The 20209-nt window shown below is 71.5% G+C and carries 20 protein-coding genes and 6 tRNA genes; 17 read left to right on the forward strand and 9 right to left on the reverse strand.

Features of this window, described 5'->3' with window-relative positions:
- Window positions 1–48: 48 nt before the first annotated feature.
- Window positions 49–867, forward strand: coding sequence for a TrmH family RNA methyltransferase (locus ACZ7DE_RS18860; protein WP_470762534.1), 819 nt, complete (start codon window positions 49–51; stop codon window positions 865–867).
- 190 nt (window positions 868–1057) lie between these two features.
- Here the strand turns inward: ACZ7DE_RS18860 and ACZ7DE_RS18865 are convergent, their stop codons facing one another.
- Window positions 1058–2425 carry a serine/threonine-protein kinase gene (locus ACZ7DE_RS18865; protein ID WP_470762536.1) on the reverse strand — a complete coding sequence of 456 codons (1368 nt, stop codon included), beginning with the start codon at window positions 2423–2425 and terminating at the stop codon, window positions 1058–1060.
- Between the two features lie 196 nt (window positions 2426–2621).
- Between ACZ7DE_RS18865 and ACZ7DE_RS18870 the strand changes: the two genes are divergently transcribed.
- From ACZ7DE_RS18870 to ACZ7DE_RS18885, 4 genes are all read left to right on the forward strand, one after another.
- The gene (locus tag ACZ7DE_RS18870; protein ID WP_470762538.1) at window positions 2622–2897 is read left to right on the forward strand and encodes a hypothetical protein; all 276 of its coding nucleotides are present in this window, start codon (window positions 2622–2624) and stop codon (window positions 2895–2897) included.
- Window positions 2898–3094: 197 nt separating this feature from the next.
- Entirely contained in the window at window positions 3095–3289 is a 195-nt protein-coding gene (locus tag ACZ7DE_RS18875; protein ID WP_470762540.1) for a hypothetical protein, read from the forward strand.
- Window positions 3290–3490: 201 nt separating this feature from the next.
- Window positions 3491–4423 (forward strand): phosphotransferase family protein, encoded by a 933-nt coding sequence (locus ACZ7DE_RS18880; RefSeq protein ID WP_470762542.1) that lies wholly within the window; start codon window positions 3491–3493, stop codon window positions 4421–4423.
- An 81-nt stretch (window positions 4424–4504) separates the two neighbouring features.
- Window positions 4505–4795, forward strand: coding sequence for a TFIIB-type zinc ribbon-containing protein (locus ACZ7DE_RS18885; RefSeq protein ID WP_470762544.1), 291 nt, complete (start codon window positions 4505–4507; stop codon window positions 4793–4795).
- 54 nt (window positions 4796–4849) lie between these two features.
- Here the strand turns inward: ACZ7DE_RS18885 and ACZ7DE_RS18890 are convergent.
- The 5 genes from ACZ7DE_RS18890 to ACZ7DE_RS18910 form a co-directional block, all read right to left on the reverse strand.
- A tRNA-Val gene (locus ACZ7DE_RS18890) sits at window positions 4850–4921 on the reverse strand.
- Window positions 4922–4959: 38 nt separating this feature from the next.
- A tRNA-Val gene (locus ACZ7DE_RS18895) sits at window positions 4960–5031 on the reverse strand.
- Between the two features lie 26 nt (window positions 5032–5057).
- Window positions 5058–5129: transfer RNA gene (locus ACZ7DE_RS18900), tRNA-Val, on the reverse strand.
- A gap of 1 nt (window position 5130) precedes the next feature.
- Window positions 5131–5204, reverse strand: a tRNA-Cys gene (locus ACZ7DE_RS18905).
- A 38-nt stretch (window positions 5205–5242) separates the two neighbouring features.
- A tRNA-Gly gene (locus tag ACZ7DE_RS18910) sits at window positions 5243–5315 on the reverse strand.
- A 188-nt stretch (window positions 5316–5503) separates the two neighbouring features.
- Between ACZ7DE_RS18910 and ACZ7DE_RS18915 the strand changes: the two genes are divergently transcribed.
- From ACZ7DE_RS18915 to ACZ7DE_RS18925, 3 genes are all read left to right on the forward strand, one after another.
- Entirely contained in the window at window positions 5504–6556 is a 1053-nt protein-coding gene (locus ACZ7DE_RS18915) for a chorismate-binding protein (protein ID WP_470762546.1), read from the forward strand.
- Entirely contained in the window at window positions 6553–7374 is an 822-nt protein-coding gene (locus ACZ7DE_RS18920; protein ID WP_470762547.1) for an aminotransferase class IV, read from the forward strand. Before ACZ7DE_RS18915 ends, ACZ7DE_RS18920 begins: the two co-directional genes overlap by 4 nt.
- Before the next feature lie 73 nt (window positions 7375–7447).
- Window positions 7448–8272, forward strand: coding sequence for a GNAT family N-acetyltransferase (locus ACZ7DE_RS18925; protein ID WP_470762549.1), 825 nt, complete (start codon window positions 7448–7450; stop codon window positions 8270–8272).
- A gap of 123 nt (window positions 8273–8395) precedes the next feature.
- Here ACZ7DE_RS18925 and ACZ7DE_RS18930 read toward each other — a convergent pair whose 3' ends face one another.
- Complete coding sequence (locus ACZ7DE_RS18930) at window positions 8396–8998, reverse strand: DsbA family protein (protein WP_470762551.1); 603 nt, start codon at window positions 8996–8998, stop codon at window positions 8396–8398.
- A gap of 270 nt (window positions 8999–9268) precedes the next feature.
- Between ACZ7DE_RS18930 and ACZ7DE_RS18935 the strand changes: the two genes are divergently transcribed.
- Window positions 9269–9715 (forward strand): hypothetical protein, encoded by a 447-nt coding sequence (locus ACZ7DE_RS18935; RefSeq protein WP_470762552.1) that lies wholly within the window; start codon window positions 9269–9271, stop codon window positions 9713–9715.
- Window positions 9716–9866: 151 nt separating this feature from the next.
- Window positions 9867–10070: a hypothetical protein gene (locus ACZ7DE_RS18940; protein ID WP_470762862.1), complete on the forward strand. Its 204-nt coding sequence runs from the start codon at window positions 9867–9869 to the stop codon at window positions 10068–10070.
- Window positions 10071–10151: 81 nt separating this feature from the next.
- On the opposite strand, the gene ACZ7DE_RS18945 is transcribed toward ACZ7DE_RS18940, so the two are convergent.
- Complete coding sequence (locus tag ACZ7DE_RS18945) at window positions 10152–10712, reverse strand: CGNR zinc finger domain-containing protein (RefSeq protein WP_470762553.1); 561 nt, start codon at window positions 10710–10712, stop codon at window positions 10152–10154.
- Between the two features lie 522 nt (window positions 10713–11234).
- Window positions 11235–11648 (reverse strand): SsgA family sporulation/cell division regulator, encoded by a 414-nt coding sequence (locus ACZ7DE_RS18950; protein WP_004002642.1) that lies wholly within the window; start codon window positions 11646–11648, stop codon window positions 11235–11237.
- A 191-nt stretch (window positions 11649–11839) separates the two neighbouring features.
- Between ACZ7DE_RS18950 and ACZ7DE_RS18955 the strand changes: the two genes are divergently transcribed.
- From ACZ7DE_RS18955 to ACZ7DE_RS18985, 7 genes are all read left to right on the forward strand, one after another.
- Window positions 11840–12301 carry a TIGR02611 family protein gene (locus ACZ7DE_RS18955; protein WP_470762555.1) on the forward strand — a complete coding sequence of 154 codons (462 nt, stop codon included), beginning with the start codon at window positions 11840–11842 and terminating at the stop codon, window positions 12299–12301.
- A gap of 87 nt (window positions 12302–12388) precedes the next feature.
- Window positions 12389–12460, forward strand: a tRNA-Val gene (locus ACZ7DE_RS18960).
- A 1118-nt stretch (window positions 12461–13578) separates the two neighbouring features.
- A complete protein-coding gene (locus ACZ7DE_RS18965; RefSeq protein WP_470762556.1) occupies window positions 13579–14868 on the forward strand; it encodes an ABC transporter substrate-binding protein in 1290 nt (429 codons plus the stop codon).
- 14 nt (window positions 14869–14882) lie between these two features.
- A complete protein-coding gene (locus tag ACZ7DE_RS18970) occupies window positions 14883–15839 on the forward strand; it encodes a carbohydrate ABC transporter permease (protein ID WP_470762557.1) in 957 nt (318 codons plus the stop codon).
- The gene (locus ACZ7DE_RS18975; protein ID WP_470762559.1) at window positions 15836–16711 is read left to right on the forward strand and encodes a carbohydrate ABC transporter permease; all 876 of its coding nucleotides are present in this window, start codon (window positions 15836–15838) and stop codon (window positions 16709–16711) included. The genes ACZ7DE_RS18970 and ACZ7DE_RS18975 overlap by 4 nt, the downstream gene beginning before the upstream one ends.
- Before the next feature lie 10 nt (window positions 16712–16721).
- Window positions 16722–17321 carry a hypothetical protein gene (locus ACZ7DE_RS18980; protein WP_470762561.1) on the forward strand — a complete coding sequence of 200 codons (600 nt, stop codon included), beginning with the start codon at window positions 16722–16724 and terminating at the stop codon, window positions 17319–17321.
- Between the two features lie 146 nt (window positions 17322–17467).
- Window positions 17468–20203, forward strand: coding sequence for an exo-rhamnogalacturonan lyase family protein (locus tag ACZ7DE_RS18985; protein ID WP_470762563.1), 2736 nt, complete (start codon window positions 17468–17470; stop codon window positions 20201–20203).
- The last annotated feature ends 6 nt before the right edge of the window (window positions 20204–20209 follow it).

Genomic DNA, 20209 nt, shown 5'->3' on the forward strand with positions numbered 1-20209 from the left:
CGTTCCGAGCCGTTGGCACCACACCCAGGACAAGGCAGTATCACCCCTGTGGCCGATCTCATCACCGTTGACGACCCCGACGACCCGCGCCTGCGCGACTACACCGGTTTGACCGACGTCGAGCTGCGGCGCAGGCGCGAGCCCGCCGAGGGCCTGTTCATCGCCGAGGGCGAGAAGGTCATCCGCCGGGCCAAGGACGCCGGATACGAGATGCGCTCGATGCTGCTCTCCGCCAAGTGGGTCGACGTCATGCGCGACGTCATCGACGAGCTCCCGGCGCCCGTGTACGCGGTCAGCCCGGAGCTCGCCGAACGGGTCACCGGCTACCACGTGCACCGCGGGGCGCTGGCCTCGATGCAGCGCAAACCGCTGCCGACCGCCGCCGAACTCCTGCAGACCGCCCGCCGGGTCGTCGTCATGGAGTCGGTCAACGACCACACCAACATCGGCGCGATCTTCCGCTCGGCGGCGGCCCTCGGCATGGACGCGGTGCTGCTCTCCCCGGACTGCGCCGACCCCCTGTACCGGCGCAGCGTGAAGGTCTCGATGGGCGCTGTGTTCTCCGTGCCGTACGCCCGGCTGGACAGCTGGCCCAAGAGCCTGGACTCGGTCCGCGAGGCCGGTTTCGCCCTGCTCGCCCTCACTCCGGACGAGAAGGCCCGCAGTCTGGACGAGGCGGCCCCGCACCGGATGGACCGCGTGGCCCTCATGCTCGGCGCGGAGGGCGACGGCCTCTCCACCCAGGCGCTGGTCGCCGCCGACGAGTGGGTGCGCATCCCCATGTCCCACGGCGTCGACTCGCTCAACGTGGGCGCCGCGGCCGCGGTCGCCTTCTACGCGGTGGCGACGGGCCGCCCTCCGGCCTGAGCCACGACCGGCTCGACCGCCGAACCCCGATGCCAGGGAGCTCGTCGCGTCGCCGGACCACCCGAGGACACCCAGCGGGCGGGAGATCCTCCACCCCGTGGCGTCCCTCCTGCCCGAAACGGCGGTGAGGCGCCCCCGGAGAGCGCACGCCGCCCGCCGGTCCGGCACCCATGGCCGGACCGACGCGAGGTCAGCCCCGCAGCGGGACTGCCGCGTCCGGCCCCGGACGCACGTGCTGCTGCCCGACGAAGCCGTCGTTCACGCCGAGCCCGCGCGCGGGACCCTCGCAGCCCTGGACGACGGCGATGCCGAGCGCCACGAACAGCGTCACCACGACGAACACGAAGATCCGCTGACGCAGCAGCCGCGGGTTGGCGGGCCGCCGGCCGGTCCCTCGGTTCCGGGGCCCCGGACGCCCGGTCCCGCCGCGCGGAGCCGGCCTGGCGCCGCTGCCGGGACGGGTGTTGCGGGAGCCGGGAACCGGCCGGGCGCCGGATCGCGAGACCGACGCGCCGCCACCCCTGGAGGAGGGGTTCCCGCCGCGGGCCGGCGCCCCGCCCCGGGAGGGGACGGGGCCACGCGACGACGGCGTCCCGCCCCGCGGCGGCGGAGTGCCCGGGCCGCCGGGCCGGCGCAGGGTGCGCTCCGAGTAGCCGGTGTCCGCCAGCCGCCCCGTGGGCCGGTCCGCCTCGGCGGCCCGCGGCGCCGGAGGTCGCGCGTCCGCCAGGCCCTGGGCCTCACGGGTGGCGATCTCCTTCAGACGCAGCGACAGGTCCAGGGTGCTGGGCCGCTCCTCGGGGTCCTTCGCGAGACAGGCCCGCACCAGCGGCGCCAGCGCGTCCGGCACACCGTGCAGCTGCGGCTCCTCGTGCACCACGCGGTACAGCATCACCTCGGAACTGCCGTGCCCGAAGGGGGAGTCGGCCGTCGAGGCGTACGCGAGCGTGGCGCCGAGCGAGAACACGTCGGTGGCCGGGGTGACCAGGGCCCCCCGCACCTGCTCCGGCGCGAGGAACCCGGGGGAGCCGACCGCCGTGCCGACATGCGTGAGGGTGGAGGCCCCGGTCGCCCAGGCGATGCCGAAGTCGATGATCCGCGGGCCCTTGGGGGAGAGCAGGATGTTGGACGGCTTCAGGTCCCGGTGCACGACCCCGGCCTCGTGGACGGCGACGAGCCCCTCCGACAGCGCCGCCCCGATCGATGCCAGCTCGGCCGCGCCGAGCGGCCCCTCGTCGTTGACCTTGTCGTGCAGGGAGGGCCCGGGCACGTACTGCGTGGCGAACCACGGCCGATCGGCGTCGAGGTCCGCCGCGACCAGCCGTGCCGTGCACCCGCCCCGGATCCGCCGGGCCGCCGACACCTCGCGCGCGAACCGCGAGCGGAACTCCTGGTCCTCTGCCAGGTCGGGCCGGATCACCTTCAGCGCGACGCGCTGGCCCTTCTTGTCGGACCCCAGGTAGACGACGCCCATGCCGCCCGCGCCGAGCCGTCGGTGAAGCCTGAACGAGCCGACGACACGCGGGTCCTCGCGCCTCAGGCGCATCATCGCCATGTTCATCCCCGCTGCCCGGTCCGTTTGACGTGGCACAGCTTACGTTTCCACGGCCGTTCGCGCGCAGAGGCCGCGCCCTCTCGTCCCGATCGATTGTCAGTGCCCGGTGGGAGAATTGAAGCGTGGTCAGGAGCCCGGCGAACAGGCGGGCTTTGGTGGCCCCGCGATGTCAACCAGCTGTCGCAGAAGGGGGATTGAACCCGTGAAGGGTGACCGCGTGGAGATAGTCGTCGACGCCGGCGACACGACCCGGACGTATGAGGTGACGGCGAGCAGGGCGGGCCGCCGAGTGGAGTCGGCGGTACGTCGGGGGGTGGTGGAAGTGAGCGAAGTCACCAGGAACGGCACCGCGGTGCGTACGGCCCGCTTCATGGCCAACCGGGTGCTCGCCCTGGTCGAGCACCCCGTTCCCCGCGAGGACGGCTCGGAAATGACGGCCCGCAGCGGACACCCCTTCCGGGAAGACCCCGAGACCTAGGCCCCCGTCTCCACCCAGGGGAGTACGTCGCAGGTCACGGCTCATCCTCCGGGAGGCCCGGCAATCGGTACGAGGGCATGACGTGCGGGGACGGCCACCCGCCTAGATTTGAGGTCAAGCGGCGGGTGCAGCACTCGTCCCCCGAGGTCAGACACCCGCCGCTGCCAATGACAACTGATCAGGTCAGGAGAGGGACCATGGCCCACACGGCACCGCGGACGCTGATCCGCACGCAGGGACGCACCACGCGCCCCCGCCGCACGGGCCGCCGCCACCCCCTGGTGGCGACGCTGATGGCCCTTCCCCTGGCGGTCCTGCTCCTCGTCGTCTTCGACGGCTGGGAGACGGTGGCCACACAGGCGTCGTCCGTGGGAGTGATGCTGGGGCGCTGAGCGGCGACCCCAGGCCCGGAAGAGCGGTCCGGGCGGGGACATCCACCCATGAAACCCCGTGGGGACGGGGGTGCGGCGGACGGCAAAAGATGCAGGCGCAGCTGGGGAGCTGCGCCTGCATTGTTTTCCCCGGCGGGCGACCGGGCGGGCTCGTCTGCGTACTCTCGCGGGAAGACCGTCCGCCGCAGCTCAGGGAGTTTCGTGACCGCCCACCCCCTGCTCGCCGAACTCGCCCTGCGGGCCCGGCTCCGGGCTCACCGGGACGGCTCGGCCTGCCTCTGCGGCACGGCCACCCTCGCCGACCGCCCCGACGCCACCGTCGTCCGGCACGCCGGCACCGTGGCGAAGGCGCACGCCCCCGACACCGATCCGGCCGGCCTCGCCCCGCGCCTCGCCGTCGCCGTCGGCCTGCCGGACGTCCTGCTCCCCCCGCTCGCGCCCCCGGCCGCGCTCCACGGTCGCGTCGTGACCTTCTGGCCGTACGGCGCCCCGGTCGACCCCGACGACCCGGACGCCGCCCCCTGGGAGGCCGCGGGCGCACTGCTCGCCCGTCTCCACCGGGCCCCCGTGCCGGCGGGCCTGCCCCCGATGCGGGGCCCCGCCAAAGCCGCCCACGCCGTGGCCCGCCTGACGGCCGCCGGACCCCATCCCGCGGTCGCGCCCGTTCTGAGCGCCTGGCACGCTCTGCCCGCCTGGGCCCGTGCGGACGCCCCCCTGCCCGTCGCCGCCACCCTCTGCCACGGCGATCTCCATCTCGGCCAGCTCGTCCGTCATCCCGCTCCCGACGGCCCCTGGCGTCTGATCGACGTCGACGATCTCGGCGTCGGCGTCCCGGCCTGGGACCTCGCCCGCCCGGCCGCCTGGTACGCCTGCGGTCTGCTCCCGCCCGACGAGTGGACCCGCTTCCTCACCGCCTACCGGGCCGAGGGCGGCCCCGCCGTCCCGGAGTCCGGCGACCCATGGCCCGTCCTCGACGTGCCGGCGCGCGCACTCACCGTGCAGACCGCGGCACGAGCCGTCACCAAGTCGGTCGCGGAGGGCCGGCCGCTGGACGAGGTCGAACGGTGCCTGGTCGACGCCTGTGCCCGCATGGGTTCCGTCCCCCCGCAGTTGGCGGCGGACTTCGCGAAGTAGGGTGCAACCGACCGCAGCCGGACAGTGTCTGTCCTGGCGGCAGGCGAAACAGCACCGACCGGCGAGGAGTTGAGCCGAACCATGCAGTGCCCGAAGTGTCACGCTCAGATGCACACCTACAACCGCAACGGCGTCCAGATCGAACAGTGCAGCAACTGCCGTGGGATCTTCCTCGACTACGGCGAGCTGGAGGCGCTGACGCGTGTCGAGGCCCAGTGGTCCCAGCCCGCGCCGCCGCCCCCGGCCGCCCCGCAGGCGTACCCGGCGGCTCCCGCCGCGCCCGCCTGGGGCGCCCCGCACGGGGGCCACGGCGGTCACTACGGCGGCCACCACCGCCACAAGAGCTTCGGCCACATGCTGTTCTCCAGCTGAACCGGCGCATGCGGAAGCCCCCGACCGCGAAGGCGGCCGGGGGCTTCCGGTGTGTGGACGATACTGGGATTGAACCAGTGACCTCTTCCGTGTCAGGGAAGCGCTCTCCCGCTGAGCTAATCGTCCTCGGGAACACGATCACGTGATCGATCGTGTGCACTGCGTGCGCGATACTGGGATTGAACCAGTGACCTCTTCCGTGTCAGGGAAGCGCTCTCCCGCTGAGCTAATCGCGCGGGTTCGGATCTTCGAGCAGATCCAGTGGACGATACTGGGATTGAACCAGTGACCTCTTCCGTGTCAGGGAAGCGCTCTCCCGCTGAGCTAATCGTCCTTGGAGGTGGAGACGGGATTTGAACCCGTGTAGACGGCTTTGCAGGCCGTTGCCTCGCCTCTCGGCCACTCCACCAGGAGTGTAGGGGACCGTGAGGCCCCCTTCTTCCTTCGAGCGGACGACGAGGCTCGAACTCGCGACCTCAACCTTGGCAAGGTTGCGCTCTACCAACTGAGCTACGTCCGCTTGTCGTTTCGGTTCGCTCTCGCGGCCCGGCGACGAGTTGAACTCTAGCGGATTCCCGGGCCAGTACAAAAACGCGTTTGTGCAGCGTGCTGCGCTGAGCCCGGCCGCGGACCTGGTCAGGGCCCCCGGCCGGGGCATCCGGGGCACGCCCGGATCGTCTCCGGACGACCCGCCATAGACTCGACAACGTGCTCGACCTCCCTCCTCTCGCCCGTTTCGGGGCCCGCGTCGCCACCGGCCTCATCGACGTGACCAGCGATCCCGCGGCCCTCGACTCCGCCGGTTTCTGGGCCGTGTGCGCCGATTTCGAGGGCCGTCCGGTCTGCGCCCGCTTCGCCGACGTCCGCGAGGAGCCCGTGCCCGCTCCCGTGCGGGGGGCGTGGCGGGGACCCGCGGCCGGTGACTGGACGTCGTCCCTCGACCGCGCCGCGTACACGGCCGGCGTGCGCCGCATCCGCGAGCACATCGCGGCCGGCGAGGTGTACCAGGCCAACCTGTGCCGCGTCCTGACCGCGCCCGTGGCTCCCGACGCCGACGTGGACGCGCTGACCGCGCTGCTGGCCCGGGGCAACCCGGCCCCGTATGCCGGAACGATTCGCCTCCCGTCTCACGGCATCGAGACGGCCACCGCGTCCCCCGAGCTCTTCCTGCGTCGCGACGGCCGTCGCGTCGAGTCCGGGCCGATCAAGGGAACCGGGCGCACCGAGGCGGACCTCCTCGCCAAGGACTACGCCGAGAACGTGATGATCGTGGATCTGGTCCGCAACGACATCGGGCGGGTCTGCGCCACCGGCAGTGTGACCGTGCCCGACCTGTGCGCCGTCGAGAAGCACCCGGGCCTGGTGCACCTGGTCTCCACCGTCCGCGGCGAACTGCGCGCGGACGCCGGCTGGCCCGAACTGCTCGACGCGGCCTTCCCGCCCGGCTCGGTCACCGGCGCCCCCAAGTCCAGCGCCCTGCGCATCATCGACGCGCTGGAGACGGCGCCCCGCGGCCCGTACTGCGGCGGCATCGGCTGGGTCGACGCCGACCGGGGCACGGGCGAGCTGGCCGTCGGCATCCGCACCTTCTGGATCGAGCGGACCCCCGGGGGCGCGGCCGTGCTGCGCTTCGGCACCGGCGCCGGCATCACCTGGGGCTCCGACCCCGATGCCGAGTGGGAGGAGACCGAGCTGAAGGCGTCCCGACTGCTCGCGGTAGCGTCGGGAGCGTACGAGGTGAGTGAAGGGACGCTTACGTGAAGATCTGGCTCGACGGCGGGCTGCAGGACAGCGACTCCGCCCGTGTCTCCGTCTTCGACCACGGGCTGACCGTGGGCGACGGCATCTTCGAGACGGTCAAGGCAGTGGACGGCACGACGTTCGCGCTCACCCGCCACCTCGACCGGCTGACCCGCTCCGCGCGCGGCCTCGGCCTGCCCGACCCCGATCACGAGGAGATCCGCCGCGCCTGCGCCGCCGTCCTCGAAGCCGATCCGATGCCGCTCGGCCGCCTGCGCATCACCTACACCGGCGGCCACGGCCCCCTGGGCTCCGACCGCGGCGAACACGGCCCCACCCTCGTCGTGGCCCTCGGCGAGACGACCCGGCGCGCCGACTCCACGGCCGTCGTCACGGTCCCCTGGACCCGCAACGAACGCGGCGCGCTCACCGGACTGAAGACGACCTCGTACGCCGAGAACGTCGTCGCCCTGGCCCGCGCCCACGGACAGGGGGCCAGCGAGGCGCTGTTCGCCAACACGGTCGGACAGCTCTGCGAGGGCACCGGGTCCAACGTGTTCGTCGTCCTGGACGGCGAGATCCACACCCCGCCGCTCGCCTCCGGCTGCCTCGCGGGCATCACACGCGAGCTGACCGTCGAGTGGACCGGCGCCAAGGAGACCGACCTGCCGCTGGACGTGCTGGAGCGCGCCGAGGAGGTCTTCCTCACCTCCACCCTGCGCGACGTCCAGGCCGTCCACCGCGTCGACGACCGTGAACTGCCGGGCGCGCCGGGGCCGGTGACCGCCAAGGCGATGCGGATCTTCACCGAGCGGGCGGGGGACGACCTCGACCCGTGAGGTCGTGACCGGACGTTCGAAGCCCGGGAAAACGGGCTGACGTTCCCCTCCGCAGAGGGGTAGAACACCCCTGATGACCACGACTCTGCGGCCGACCGAGCCGCTGCAACGCGCCGCCGACGGGGCGCTGTCGCGCCACTACCAGGTGTGCGTCAACAGCCGTCCCGTCGGAGAGGTCCGCCTCTCCACGTCCGCGGCCTTCGGCCCCGGCGTCGCCCAGATCACCGACCTGCGCATCGAGGAACCGGACCGCGGGCGGGGCCGGGGCACGGTGGCCGCGCTGGCCGCCGAGGAGGTCGCCCGGGGCTGGGGCTGCAAGCGGATCGAGCTCAGGGTCCCGGCCGACGCGCCGACCGCGCTGCGACTGGCGACCGCGCTCGGCTACGTCCACCGCAACCGCGGCATGGAGAAGCGGCTCGACGCCGCCGCGCCCGCACTGCCCGACGGCAGTCGGGGCAGGCCCATGACGCAGGCCGAGTTCGTGCCGTGGCGGGAGCACGCCCTCGCCGAGTACGCCAAGGACTGGCAGGACCGCGGGGTGCCCGAGGACGAGGCGCGGGCCAGGTCGCGGCGGGACCACGAGCAACTCCTGCCCCACGGCCTGGAGACGGAGAACACGCTGTTCAGCGTCCTGGAGCACGAAGGCGCCCCGGTCGGTTCGCTCTGGCTTTCGCTCACCGGCGACAAGGCGTTCGTGTTCGACGTCGAGACCGACGAGGCCCACCGCGGCCGGGGCCACGGCCGCTCCCTGATGCTGCTGGCCGAGGCTCAGGCCATCGCGAACGGCAAGCGGGTCATCGGCCTCAACGTCTTCGCCGGCAACACCCCGGCCGAGCGGCTCTACGCGTCGCTGGGGTACGTGCCCGTGGGCCACTCGATGTACAAGAACCTGATCTGAGGCGGGTACGAGGCGTGCGTGGGGCGTGCGCCGACCGGACTTCCAGGCCGGCCGGCGGGCGGGCGGTCAGCGGAGCGGCCGGCCGGCCGAGCGGCAGCCCGGCGGACCTGGGCGACGCCGTTCTCAGGCCTGTTCGGCCAGCAGTCGGTCGGTGATCTCCTCGACGCGTTCGCGCAGCCCCCGCTGGCTCTTGCCGCCGTCCAGCCGTTCGCCGCCGATCACATACGTCGGCGTTCCGGTGACGCCGATCGCCTTTCCCTCGGCCTGGTCGGCGTCCACGATCAGGATGTGGCGGCCGTCGATCAGGGCGGTGTCGAACTCCTCGGCGTCGAGCCCCAGTTCACGGGCGACCTCGACCAGGAAGGCCTCTCCCTCACGGTCCAGTCGCTCGACCCGCCCGAGCACCGCCTCGACGTACGGCCACGCCTGTCCCTGCACCAGCGCCTCCTCGGCGGCCTGCGCGGCGGCGAAGGCGTGCTTGTGCTTCTCCAGCGGGAAGTGCCGCAGCCGCAGCTCCAGCCGGTCGCCGTAGCGCTCGCGCAGGGCGCGCAGGTCGTCGAGGGAGGTGCGGCAGTCCGGGCACTGCAGCTCGCACCAGACGTCGAGGACGACCGCGGCGCGGTCGCCCGCCGAGGCGGGCCCGGGCGTGGCCGCCGTCGACGGGGCGGGCGAGGCGGAGCCGGACGGGACGGGGGAGACGGGAGAGGTCGGGGACGAGTCGCTCATGGGCTCAGTCTCCCAGTCCCCGCCCGGCCGCCCCAATCCGGACCTTCGCACGCCCACCGGGGCCGTCTCTTCCTGGCCCGGGGGCCGATTCGGTACGAGCCGGTGCGGCACCTGCGGAGGAGCCGACCCGGAGATGTCCCTGATGTCCGGCCACGGCATGGCCCGCGAGCCGTGCGCAGGTGCAGGATGGAAGGGACGAGGCGCAGGCCCACGGGCTGTGCGGCCGAGTCGCTCCGACCGTGCCCGAGTGAGCCATGCCTGGAGGACCGGATGATTGCCGAGACCGTCTGTTCCGCCGTCGCCGCGGCCGGCTTGGGCATCGCCGCGGTCACGGCCTACCGCAAGCACTTCCTGTCGGCCGCCCGCATCGCGGCCTACGCCCTCGTGCCCCTGGGCCTGGTGATGACCGGCATCGTCGAATGGATCGCCGACACCGCCTTCAGCCCCACGGCCTGGGCGGGCTTCGTCGTACTCGGCGCGGCCTGGGGCCTCTTCGCCACCACGCGCGCTGTGGAGCGCCGTCGGGGCGGCACCCGCAAGGAGCGCAGGGCGGCGGCCCGCGCGGCACAGCCGGATGCCGCGGCCCCCGCCGCCTCGGCGCCCTCCCTCGGACAGGCCACCCGTCCGGCGTCCCGCCCCGCGGCCGCGCCCCGCGCCACCGGTGGCTCCGACGACTTCAGCGACATCGAGGCCATCCTCAAGAAGCACGGCATATGAGCGGCAGGTGAGGCAGGGGCGTGCCCCGTCGCGCGGAGCCCGCGCCGGGAGGGAGCACGAGGTGGAAACGACACAGTCGGCCCGCCCGTGCGCGGAAGTGATCACGGCCTGAAACCGACGGCACGGATTCCGGCGAACACCCGCTCAATCCGTGCGTGTTGATCGCGCCGGGGGCGTCACCTGCGTCATCATCGCCCGCGAGATGCTGGACACGACACAGAGCGACGCCGCGCCGCCTCAGGACGAGCCGCGCGGGTGCCTCTTCGCCCTTTCCCAGCCACCGCTGATGATCTTCCTTGCGGTGATCGGGTGTCTGCTGCTCATTGCTTCGCTGCATGATCTGCTGCTGCTGTGAGCCGTACCCGCGGTCCCCGGCGTCATCCGCCGGGGCCCGTAGGCATCGAGGGCCTTCCGGAACCGCGCGCAAACGCCGCCCTCAGCCCGCGGCCTCCTTGCGGCGCGCCCGGTAGGCGGCCACGTGGAGTCGGTTGCCGCAGGTGCGGCTGTCGCAGTACCGGCGGGACCGGTTGCGCGAGAGGTCGACGAAGGCGCGCCGGCAGTCCGGCGCCTCGCAGCGCCGCAGCCGCTCCTGCTCGCCGGCCACCACGAAGAACGCCAGCGCCATCCCGCAGTCGGCCGCCAGGTGGTCCGCGATGGAGGCGCCGGGTGCGAAGTAGTGCACATGCCAGTCGTAGCCGTCGTGGTCGGTGAGGCGGGGGGTGGTGCCCGCGGCGGCCACCAGCTCGTTGATCAGTCCGGCCGCGACCCGTGGATCCGTCGCCGCGAAGATCCCGGCGAACCGCCCGCGGATCTTGCGCACCGCGGACAGGTCGAACTCGGAGAGCACGCTGACGTCACTTATGTCGTGCTTTCGCACGAAATCCTCGAGGGCGGCGACGTCCGGCAGCGCGTCCGGGGTCGTGCCGTCCTCCGGGGCGGTGTTCACCAGATCCACCACGGCATCGAGTGCACACCGGGTGTCGTGGGTGATCAGCACATTTCGCTCCCTGGCCTGGAGGTCGGGCGGGTGCCCGTCGATGCTGGCCGATGGTAGCCGCACCGGGCCGTCGAGCCACTGCCTCTCAGGACCTGGACGCCCAGGGCGCCGGCCCGGACGCCAGCCCGGTCGGTGGCCCGCGTGCTGCGACGGGCGTCGCGTCGGGCCCCCGGCGCCGCGAACCCGGGGGAGTACCGGCTGGACGGACCGGACGGACTGGACGGTCCGGACGCGCTGGACGCACCGGACGTCCCGTAGGCGCCGGACGCCCCGCACCCGCCGGATCTCCCGCACGCGCCGGACCGCCCGCATGCCCCGGACGCCCCGCACCCGCCCGGACCTCCTGCTCCGGACGTCCCGCACGCGCCGTTTGCTCCGCACGCTCCGGACGTCCCGCACGCACGCCGACGCCGCCCCACGGCAGCCCGTGGTGCGGCGTCGGCGCATGCCCTATGCGGTTGTTTTGGCCCGAGCCGTCTCCCCGAGTGGACGGCGCCGGGCGGCTCGGTGTGAGCCTCGCCCCTAGCTTTCCGCCAGGATGTGCGAGAGCTCTTGGTCGAGATCGAAGTGCCGGTGTTCCGTGCCAGGAGGCACGGCGGCGTCCGTCCGCTTCAGGAAGGACTCCAGGGCTCGCGCCGGGGCCTCGAGCAGGGCCTCGCCCTCAGGAGAGCTCAGGGCGATGCAGACGACGCCCTGACCGTGACTGCGCGACGGCCAGACTCGGACGTCGCCGGTGCCCGTGGGCCGGTGCAGGCCTTCGGCGAGGAGGTCGCGGGCGAACACCCACTCGACGGTCTCCTCGGCTCCGGTGTGGAAGGTGGCGTGCACGGCGTAGGGGTCGGCCGTGTCGTACCGCAGGCCTGCGGGGACAGGCAGGGAGGACTCGCTCGACACAACGAGGCGCAGGTGCAGCTCGCAGCTGACCGTGGTGTTCATAAGCGCCAGGGCCTTTCGCTCAGTGTGCGCTCGGGGATTCGCACGTCGGCGAAATCGACATGCCACCTACGGTGCCGTTGTAAACCCCTCTGCGTGTTTTGCGTGCCTTTACGTAACTCTTCCGGCCGACAGCTCGTTCGCGAAGTACCACCATTCCGGTGACCGGAATCTCTCGGGTAGGGTCTGGCTGTATGAATACGGGGAGTGACGAGTCCGGCGAGGCGGCCGCGGTGGCGGACGGCTCGGTGCCGGACGGGGCTGCGCAGGACGATCACGGACAGGGCCTCGGTTCCAGGGCCCCCGAATTCGTCAAGGCGCGCCGCATGCTGCACCTGAGCTGGCAGGTCGGGGTCTTCGTGATCGGCCTCGCAGTGGTGGGCGCCGGCATCGTGATGCTGCCCCTGCCCGGTCCGGGGTGGGTCGTGATCTTCGGCGGCATGGCGATCTGGGCGACCGAGTTCGTCTGGGCCCAGCTGGTGCTCCGCTGGACCAAACGCAAGGTCACCGAGGCGGCCCAGCGCGCCCTCGACCCGAAGGTCCGGCGCCGCAACATCATCCTGACCTCGATCGGCCTGGTGATCATCGGGGCGTTGCTGGGGGTCTACCTGTGGAAGTTCGGCCTGGAAATGCCCTGGAACATCAAGAACCAGTGATCGTCTTCGGGCGGGCGGGGACTCCCGTCCGCCCCCGTGCATGGTCACAGCCACCCCCTGACATGGGGTAATGTTCTTCCTGCGTCCGGGCGATTAGCTCAGTGGGAGAGCGCTTCGTTCACACCGAAGAGGTCACTGGTTCGAACCCAGTATCGCCCACCCGGACCGGCGGCCCGTCTGCGAGAGCGCAGACGGGCCGCCGGCGTTTTGCGCGTCCTCCCTCGACACACGCGACCTCCGCGGCAGCCCGTGTCCACGCGTGCACCAAGCGCGATGCCCGTGACCACGCACGACGCCCGCTGACGCCCGGCGGCTCCTGTTGGCTCCCCGTGTCACGCGTGACCCGAGCGCCCCCCACCGGCGCACCAGCCATGCCCTCCGGTCCTGAGCCACCGACGCCCGCTCGACCACTGCCCACCACCTCGCCCGCGGGTCGGCCGTCTCTCCTGCGGCGTCAGCCCCTTCCCGCCGGGTCAGCCCCCTTCGACGGGTCCGCCTGCCTTCCTGCGGCGTCCGCCTGCCCTCCGTCGGGTCGGCCCCCGTCCCGCCAGCTCCGCCTGCCCTCCGTCGGGTCGGCCCCCGTCCCGCCAGCTCCGCCTGCCCTCCGTCGGGTCGGCCCCCGTCCCGCCAGCTCCGCCTGCCCTCCCGCGGGCTCCATCAGCCGCCCGCTGTCTCTGCCTGCCTCCGTCCCCGCGTCCTCGCGTCCCCGCGTCCTCGCGTCCCCGCGTCCTCGCGTCCCCGCGTCCTCGCGTCCCCGCGTCCCCGCGTCCCCGCGTCCCCCACGGCCCTCGTCCCAGCCCCCACCCCGGCTCCCGTTCCCTCACCCTCGCCCTCGCCTTGCCGTCACCCTCGCCCCCGCTCTCGCGCCCCGCCCCCAGGCTGCGCCCCACCCTCCCGGTGACACCGCGTGACCCCAGGTCCAAGCCGACCCACTCGCGACCGGCCTCTCACGCACCATCAGTTCCCTTCCACCACAGGGACGTTCAGGCCGATCACCATCGACCCCCGTCGCGCGAGGCGGATTTCAGCCGTTCGGCGTCCTGGCGTGAGACGCGACCTGAAGTTCGAGAGGTCGAACGCGCGCTCCCCACCAGGAACTTCGTCCTGCGGTGCGCGGGCGGTCGTCCGTTCGCATGCGCCCTGCCGCCGAGTCGCCGCACAAGAAATTCCTGTCCGAATCATTGACGGTCCTTCAGGCCCCTCGTACCTTGTGCCAGCAAGCGCTTTCTTGAAACGATTCATGCAAACGGCAACGACGCTGCGGGGAGGGCCCGACTGTGGGAACCAGCAGGAATGTTGAGAGGCGAACGATCCTCAGGGCTGCGGGGGCGACGGCGGCCACGCTGGGCCTGGCCGCGACCACGGGGTGCGGGGGAGACAGTGGGACCTCCGCGGACGGGACGGTGACGATCCGTTACGCGTGGTGGGGTGGCGAACCGCGCACCATCGCCATCAAGAAGACGATCGCGCTCTTCGAGAAGAAGTACCCGAAGATCAAGATCAAGCCCGAATTCACCGACTACGAGGCGTTCTGGGAGAAGTTTCAGACCCAGGCCTCCGGCGGTAATCCGCCGGACGTTTTCCAGAATGCGGTCGGCTTTCTGCGCAAGTACGACAAGCGCGGTGTTCTGATGGATCTCAAGGGGCAGGCGGACGCGGGGAACCTGAACCTGGAGAACTTCCGCAACGGTGTTCTGGCGAACGGTCAGGTCGACGGCAAACAGATCGGCATACCGGTCGGTGCCAACACCATGTCGCTCGTCATCGACCTCAAGGCCTTCCAGAAGGCGGGCGTGCAGGCGAAGTTCGGCTGGACCTGGGACGAGTACTTCGACGCGCTGCAGACGATCCAGGACAAGCTGAAGATCGCCGGTGACACCGGCTACTTCACCATCATGTACCTCTACGACCTGTATCTGCGTCAGAACGGCAAGGCCTTCTTCACCGACTCCGATCTCGGCTTCACCGAGGACGACGTGACGCAGTGGTGGGAGGACGGCTACAAGCGCGTGAAGTCCGGGCTGGTCGCCGACCCGAAGAAGATCGAGCAGGTCAAGCCGAAGTCCGGTCTCTCGGCGGGGCTCGCCGCGTCCGAGTTCACCTGGGACAACTTCTCCATCCGCTACGAGGGCGAGGGCGAGTCGGACTACGGGCTCGCGCCGATCCCCACCACGAACGGCAAGGACACCGGCCAGTACCTCGGTTCGCTGATGCTGAGCGCCTTCTCCGGCACCAAGCACCCGAAGGAAGCGGCCCAGTTCATCGACTTCATGGTCCACGACCCCGAGGTCGGCAAGATCATGGGCTATGACCGCGGCCTCCTCGCCACCACCGAGCAGTACGACGCCTTCAAGCCGACCGACCCCAACAACAAGGGCGTCGCGGCCTACGAGGACGAGGTCGCCAAGGCAGGCGTCCTGGGGAAGATCACCCCGCACCCGTCCGGAGCGGACGTCGTCGAGGCGGCCTTCCTGCGCATCGGCGGTGAGGTCGCCCAGGGCAGGACCAAGCCGGCCGATGCCGCGAAGGCGCTGTTCAGCGAGGCCAAGGCCGCGTTCGCGGGCTGAGGGGACGTACCACCATGACGCTCGTCAAGGAAGCGCCCGCGCGCCCGGCGAAGAAGCGGACCGCCGCTCCTGCCGCCGGGCGGCGCGGGCGGCGCCGCGAGAATCTCGCCGGCTACCTCTTCATGTCGCCGTGGATCGCGGGGTTCGTGCTGCTCACGGCCGGCCCGATGATCGCGTCGCTGTACTACGCGTTCACCAGCTACAACCTGTTCACGCCGCCGCGGTGGGTGGGGCTCGACAACTTCACGACGATGTTCCAGGATCCGCGCTGGCAGAAGTCGGTGCAGGTGACGCTGAAGTACGTCGTCGTGGCCACACCGCTGAAGCTGCTCCTCGCACTCGGCGTGGCGCTGCTGCTCGCGCAGAAGCGGAGCGGGCAGGCGCTGTACCGGGCCGCGTTCTACATGCCGTCGCTCATCGGCGCCAGCGTCTCCGTGGGCTTCGTGTGGCGGGCGCTGTTCTCCGACGACGCCGTCGTGGACCGTACGCAGAAGATCTTCGGGCTGGACGTCGGCGGCTGGATCGGCAACCCGGACTACGTCCTGTACGCCTTGGTCGCTCTGAGCATCTGGCAGTTCGGAGCGCCGATGGTCATCTTCCTGGCAGGCCTCAAGCAGGTCCCGCAGGAACTGTACGAGGCCGCCGAGATGGACGGAGCCGGCCCCTTCCGGCGGTTCTGGAACATCACGCTTCCGATGATCTCCCCGGTGCTGTTCTTCAACGTGCTGCTGGAGTCCATCCACGCGTTCCAGGTGTTCGGCTCGGCGTACGTCGTCTCCGACACCCGGTGCGGACCGGCCGACGCCACCCTCGTCTACACCTGTTACCTCTACCAGAAGGGCTTCAAGGAGGCCCAGATGGGCTTCGCCTCCGCGATGGCCTGGACGCTGGTGGTCGCGGTGGCGCTCGTCACGGCGGTCCTGTTCTGGTCGCAGAAGAAGTGGGTGCACTACGAGGAGGCCGCCAAGTGACCATCGCCACCACCCCTGCCGCCCGCACCGCGAACGAGCGGCGGCGCATCGGATCCCTCGCCTGGCACGTGGGCGCACTGCTGCTGCTCGCGGTCGTCCTCTACCCCGTGGTCTGGGTGCTCGGCGCCTCGTTCAAGCCGAGCAAGGACATCATCGCCAGCCTCGACCTGCTGCCCGCCGAGCCGGTCTGGGCGAACTTCTCCGGGCTCGCCGACGGCATCTCCGGCATCTCCGTCGGCAGCTTCTTCACCAACTCGCTGATGTACGCGGTCCTGGCCGTGGTCGGTGTGGTGCTCTCCAGCTCGCTGACGGCGTACGCCTTCGCCAAGATCCGGTTCGCCGGGCGGAACCTGCTGTTCACCCTGATGATCGGCACCCTGCTGCTGCCGTACCACGTGCTGCTCATCCCGCAGTACGTGCTGTTCCGCAACCTCGGCTACATCGACACGCTCGTTCCGCTGGTGGCGGGCAAGTACCTGGCCACGGAGGCGTTCTTCGTCTTCCTGATGGTGCAGTTCATGCGCGGGCTGCCGCGTGAGCTGGACGAGGCCGCCAAGCTCGACGGCTGCGGTCATCTGAGGACCTACTGGTCCATCGTCCTGCCGCTGAGCCGCCCCGCCGTCATCACCAGCGCCATCTTCACCTTCATCAACGCGTGGAACGACTTCATGGGGCCGTTGATCTACCTCAACACCCCCTCCAAGTACACCGTTTCGCTGGGCCTGATGATGTTCCGCGACCAGGAGGGCATCTCCAACTACGGCAGCATGATCGCGATGTCGCTGGTGGCGCTGGTGCCGGTCATCGCCTTCTTCATGGCCTTCCAGCGCTACCTCATCGACGGTATGGCGACCTCCGGACTGAAGGGCTGAGGCGGTCACCATGGCGCAAGCACGCGTGAAGGCACGCTCCGCGCGCAGGGAGTCCCTCTTCGGCGAGCGCTTCGCGGTCTTCGCCGAGTGTCTGCTCACCGGCGTGTGGATCGCCGTGGCCTGCCTCGGGGTCGTCACCTACCCCGCGGCCTTCGCCGCCGGCGCACGGCATCTGCGGCGTCGTACCCGCCACGAGGGCGGCGGCCCGCGGACGTTCGTCGCGGACTTCCGGGCCGCCCTGCGCGGCGGGTGGGCCGTCGGGCTCGCCGGGTGGGCGGTGGCCGCCGCCGTCTGGGTGGACGTCCTGGCCGCGCGGGCCCAGATTCCCGGCGGGCCGCTCGTCGGGGCCGTCGGCATCCTCACGCTGATCGGGCTCGCCGTGACCCTGCTGCGGGCGGCGGCCGTCTGGACCCCGGGCGCCGCCTGGCGGGCGCTGCTCGCCGACGCCGGGCGGCGGACCGTGCTCGATCCCGCCGGGTCCTTCCTGATCGTCTGCGGACTGGCCGTCGTCGCCCTGTCCGCGTGGCTCGTCGCGCCGCTGGCGGTGCCGGTCCTCGGGGCCGTCGCCGCGGCCGCCGTCGCCGCGGAGGAGCGCCGCCGGCGCCGCTGACGGGCCGCTCGCCGGACGCCCTGGGCGTCCGCCCGTAAGGCCGGCGCCCCGGCGCCACCCCTCTCTCTGTCATGCCCCTGACCGCTCGCTCTCCCTCCCGCGCATCTTCTCCTGCGCATCCCGCACGGAAAGGAAGGCCGCATCTCATGTCTCCCATCCCCCGCAGGTCCCTGCTCAAGGCGGCGGCCGTCGCCGGCGCCGCCGCACAGTTCAGCTGGGCCCTGGGGACCGATGAAGCCCAGGCCGCGCCGAGAGCCGCGGCGGCGGACGCGGACCCGGTGACCCTGGACTGGCTGGAGGACGGCGGTCTCGGCGCCGCCCCCGGCTCCACGCTCGGCGTGCCCTGGCCCATGGGCGCCTTCCAGGAGGACCAGACCTTCGCGCTGACGGACGCCGACGGCAAGGACGTCCCCGTACAGTCCTGGCCGCTCGCCTACTGGCCGGACGGATCGCTGAAGTGGACGGCCCACGCCGTGGGTTCGGGCTCCGGCAAGCTCACCCTCGCGCCCGGCGCCCCGGCCGCACCCGCGAAGAAGGTCATCGTCGACAAGAGCGGCGGCACGATCGACGTGTCGACGGGTGTCATCACCGCGAGGATCGCCAAGTCGGGTGCCACGATCGTCAAGTCGGTCACCCGAGGCTCCACCGAGATCGCCAAGAACGGCCGCCTGGTCCTGATCCGGCAGCCCGAGATCGAGGACGAGGACCAGGGCGCCGTCAGGACCGAGCGCTTCGAGGGCGCGGTCGACGCCGTCGCCGTCGAGCAGTCGGGCCCGGTCCGCGCGGTCGTCCGCATCGACGGCAAACACCGCAGGGGCAGCCGCAGTTGGCTCCCGTTCTCCATCCGCCTCTACTTCTACGCGGGCGCCGACTCCTTCCGCATGGTGCACACGATCACCTACGACGGGAAGCAGGAACCGGGCAAGGCGAGCGGCGACTTCATCCGCGGCCTCGGCGTCCGCTTCACCGTCCCCCTGCGCGACGAGTCCTACGACCGTCACATCCGCATCGGCGGCGAGGGCACCGGTCTGCTGCGGGAGGCGGTCAAGGGCATCACCGGACTGCGCCGCGACCCGGGCGCGGTCGTCCAGGCGGCCCAGTACGCCGGCCGGAAGCTGCCCGACCCCGCCACCTGGGACCAGCGCGTCACCACCCGCCTGCAGTACATCCCCGAGTGGGGCGACTACACCCTCTCCCAGCTCTCCGCAGACGGCTTCACCCTGCGCAAGCGCACCAAGAAGGGCTACGGCTGGGTCGGAGCCGGCGGCGGCAGGCGCGCCTCCGGGTTCGGGTACGTCGGCGGAGTGAGCGGCGGGTTCTCGTTCGGACTCAGGGACTTCTGGGAGAAGCACCCCGCCCAGCTCGACATCCGTGACGCGCACACCGACGAGGCCGAGGTCACCCTCTGGCTCTGGTCGCCCGAGGCACAACCCATGGACCTGCGCTTCTACCACGACGGCATGGGCCAGGACACCTACCCCGAGCAGCTCGAGGGCCTGAACATCACCTACGAGGACCATGAGCCCGGGTTCGGCACCCCCTACGGCATCGCCCGTACCTCCGAACTCCTCTTCTGGGCCAACGAGTCCACGCCCGCCCCCGAGGAGCTCGCCCGACAGGCCGAGGCCGTACGCGTGCTGCCGCAGCTCGCGGCCCCGCCCAAGCAGCTCATCAAGGCCAAGGTGTTCGGCCCCGGCCTGTACTCCGAGCCCGACCGCTCGACCCCCGCCAAGGCCAGGATCGAGGACCACCTCGACTTCCTCTTCACCTACTACAAGGACCAGGTGGAGCAGCGCCGCTGGTACGGCTTCTGGGACTACGGCGACATCATGCACACCTACGACACCGTCCGGCACCAGTGGCGGTACGACATCGGCGGCTACGCCTGGGACAACTCCGAACTGTCCCCCGACCTCTGGCTCTGGTTCGCCTACCTGCGCTCCGGCCGCGCGGACGTCTTCCGCTTCGCCGAGGCGATGACCCGGCACACCGGCGAGGTCGACGTCTACCACCTCGGCCGGTGGGCCGGCCTGGGCACCCGGCACGGCGTCCAGCACTACGCAGACAGCGCCAAGCAGCAGCGCATCGCCAACACCACCTACCGCCGCTACTACTACTTCCTCACCGCCGACGAACGCGTCGGCGACCTCATGCACGCCAACGTCGACTCCGACGAGACGTTCCTGGCCCTGGACCCCCTGCGCAAGATCCGCACCGAGCCCTACACGCCCGACCGGCACGCCCTGTCCATCGGCTTCGGCACCGACTGGAGCGGTCTGGTGTCGGCCTGGCTGACGGAGTGGGAGCGCAAGGGCCCCAAGTGGGAGAAGGCCAGGGCGCGCGTCCTGTCCACGATGGAGACCATCGCCGCCCAGCCCAACGGCTTCGTCCAGGGCAGCGGCCTGTACGACCTCGACACCGGCAGGTTCGCCGTCGCACCGACGCCCGTCGTCGGCGTCTCCCACCTGTCCGCCGTCTTCGGCCTCAACGAACTGTGCGCCGAACTCATCCACCTGGTCGACATGCCGGCCTTCAACGAGGCCTACTTCGACTACTGCCGCTACTTCAACGCCACCAAGGCCGAACAGGCGGCCCGCTACGGCGCCAACTTCGGCACCCTGCTGCTGTTCCAGGGCCACTCGCGCCTCGACGCCTACGCCGCCGTACAGACCGGCGACGCGGCGCTCGCCAAGCGCGCCTGGGCGAAGTTCTACGGCTCCGACGGCTACACCGAGTCCTCGCCGTGGAGGACCGAGCCGCTGAGCGGCCCCGCCGCCCTGGTCGCGGGCAGCGAGGCCGCCTGGGTGTCCACCAACGACACCGCGCTCTACGGCCTCGCCGCCATCGAGAACCTGGCGCTGCTCGGAGACAGGATGCCGTAGCGGTCG

Source organism: Streptomyces sp. NPDC037083, assembly GCF_055606485.1.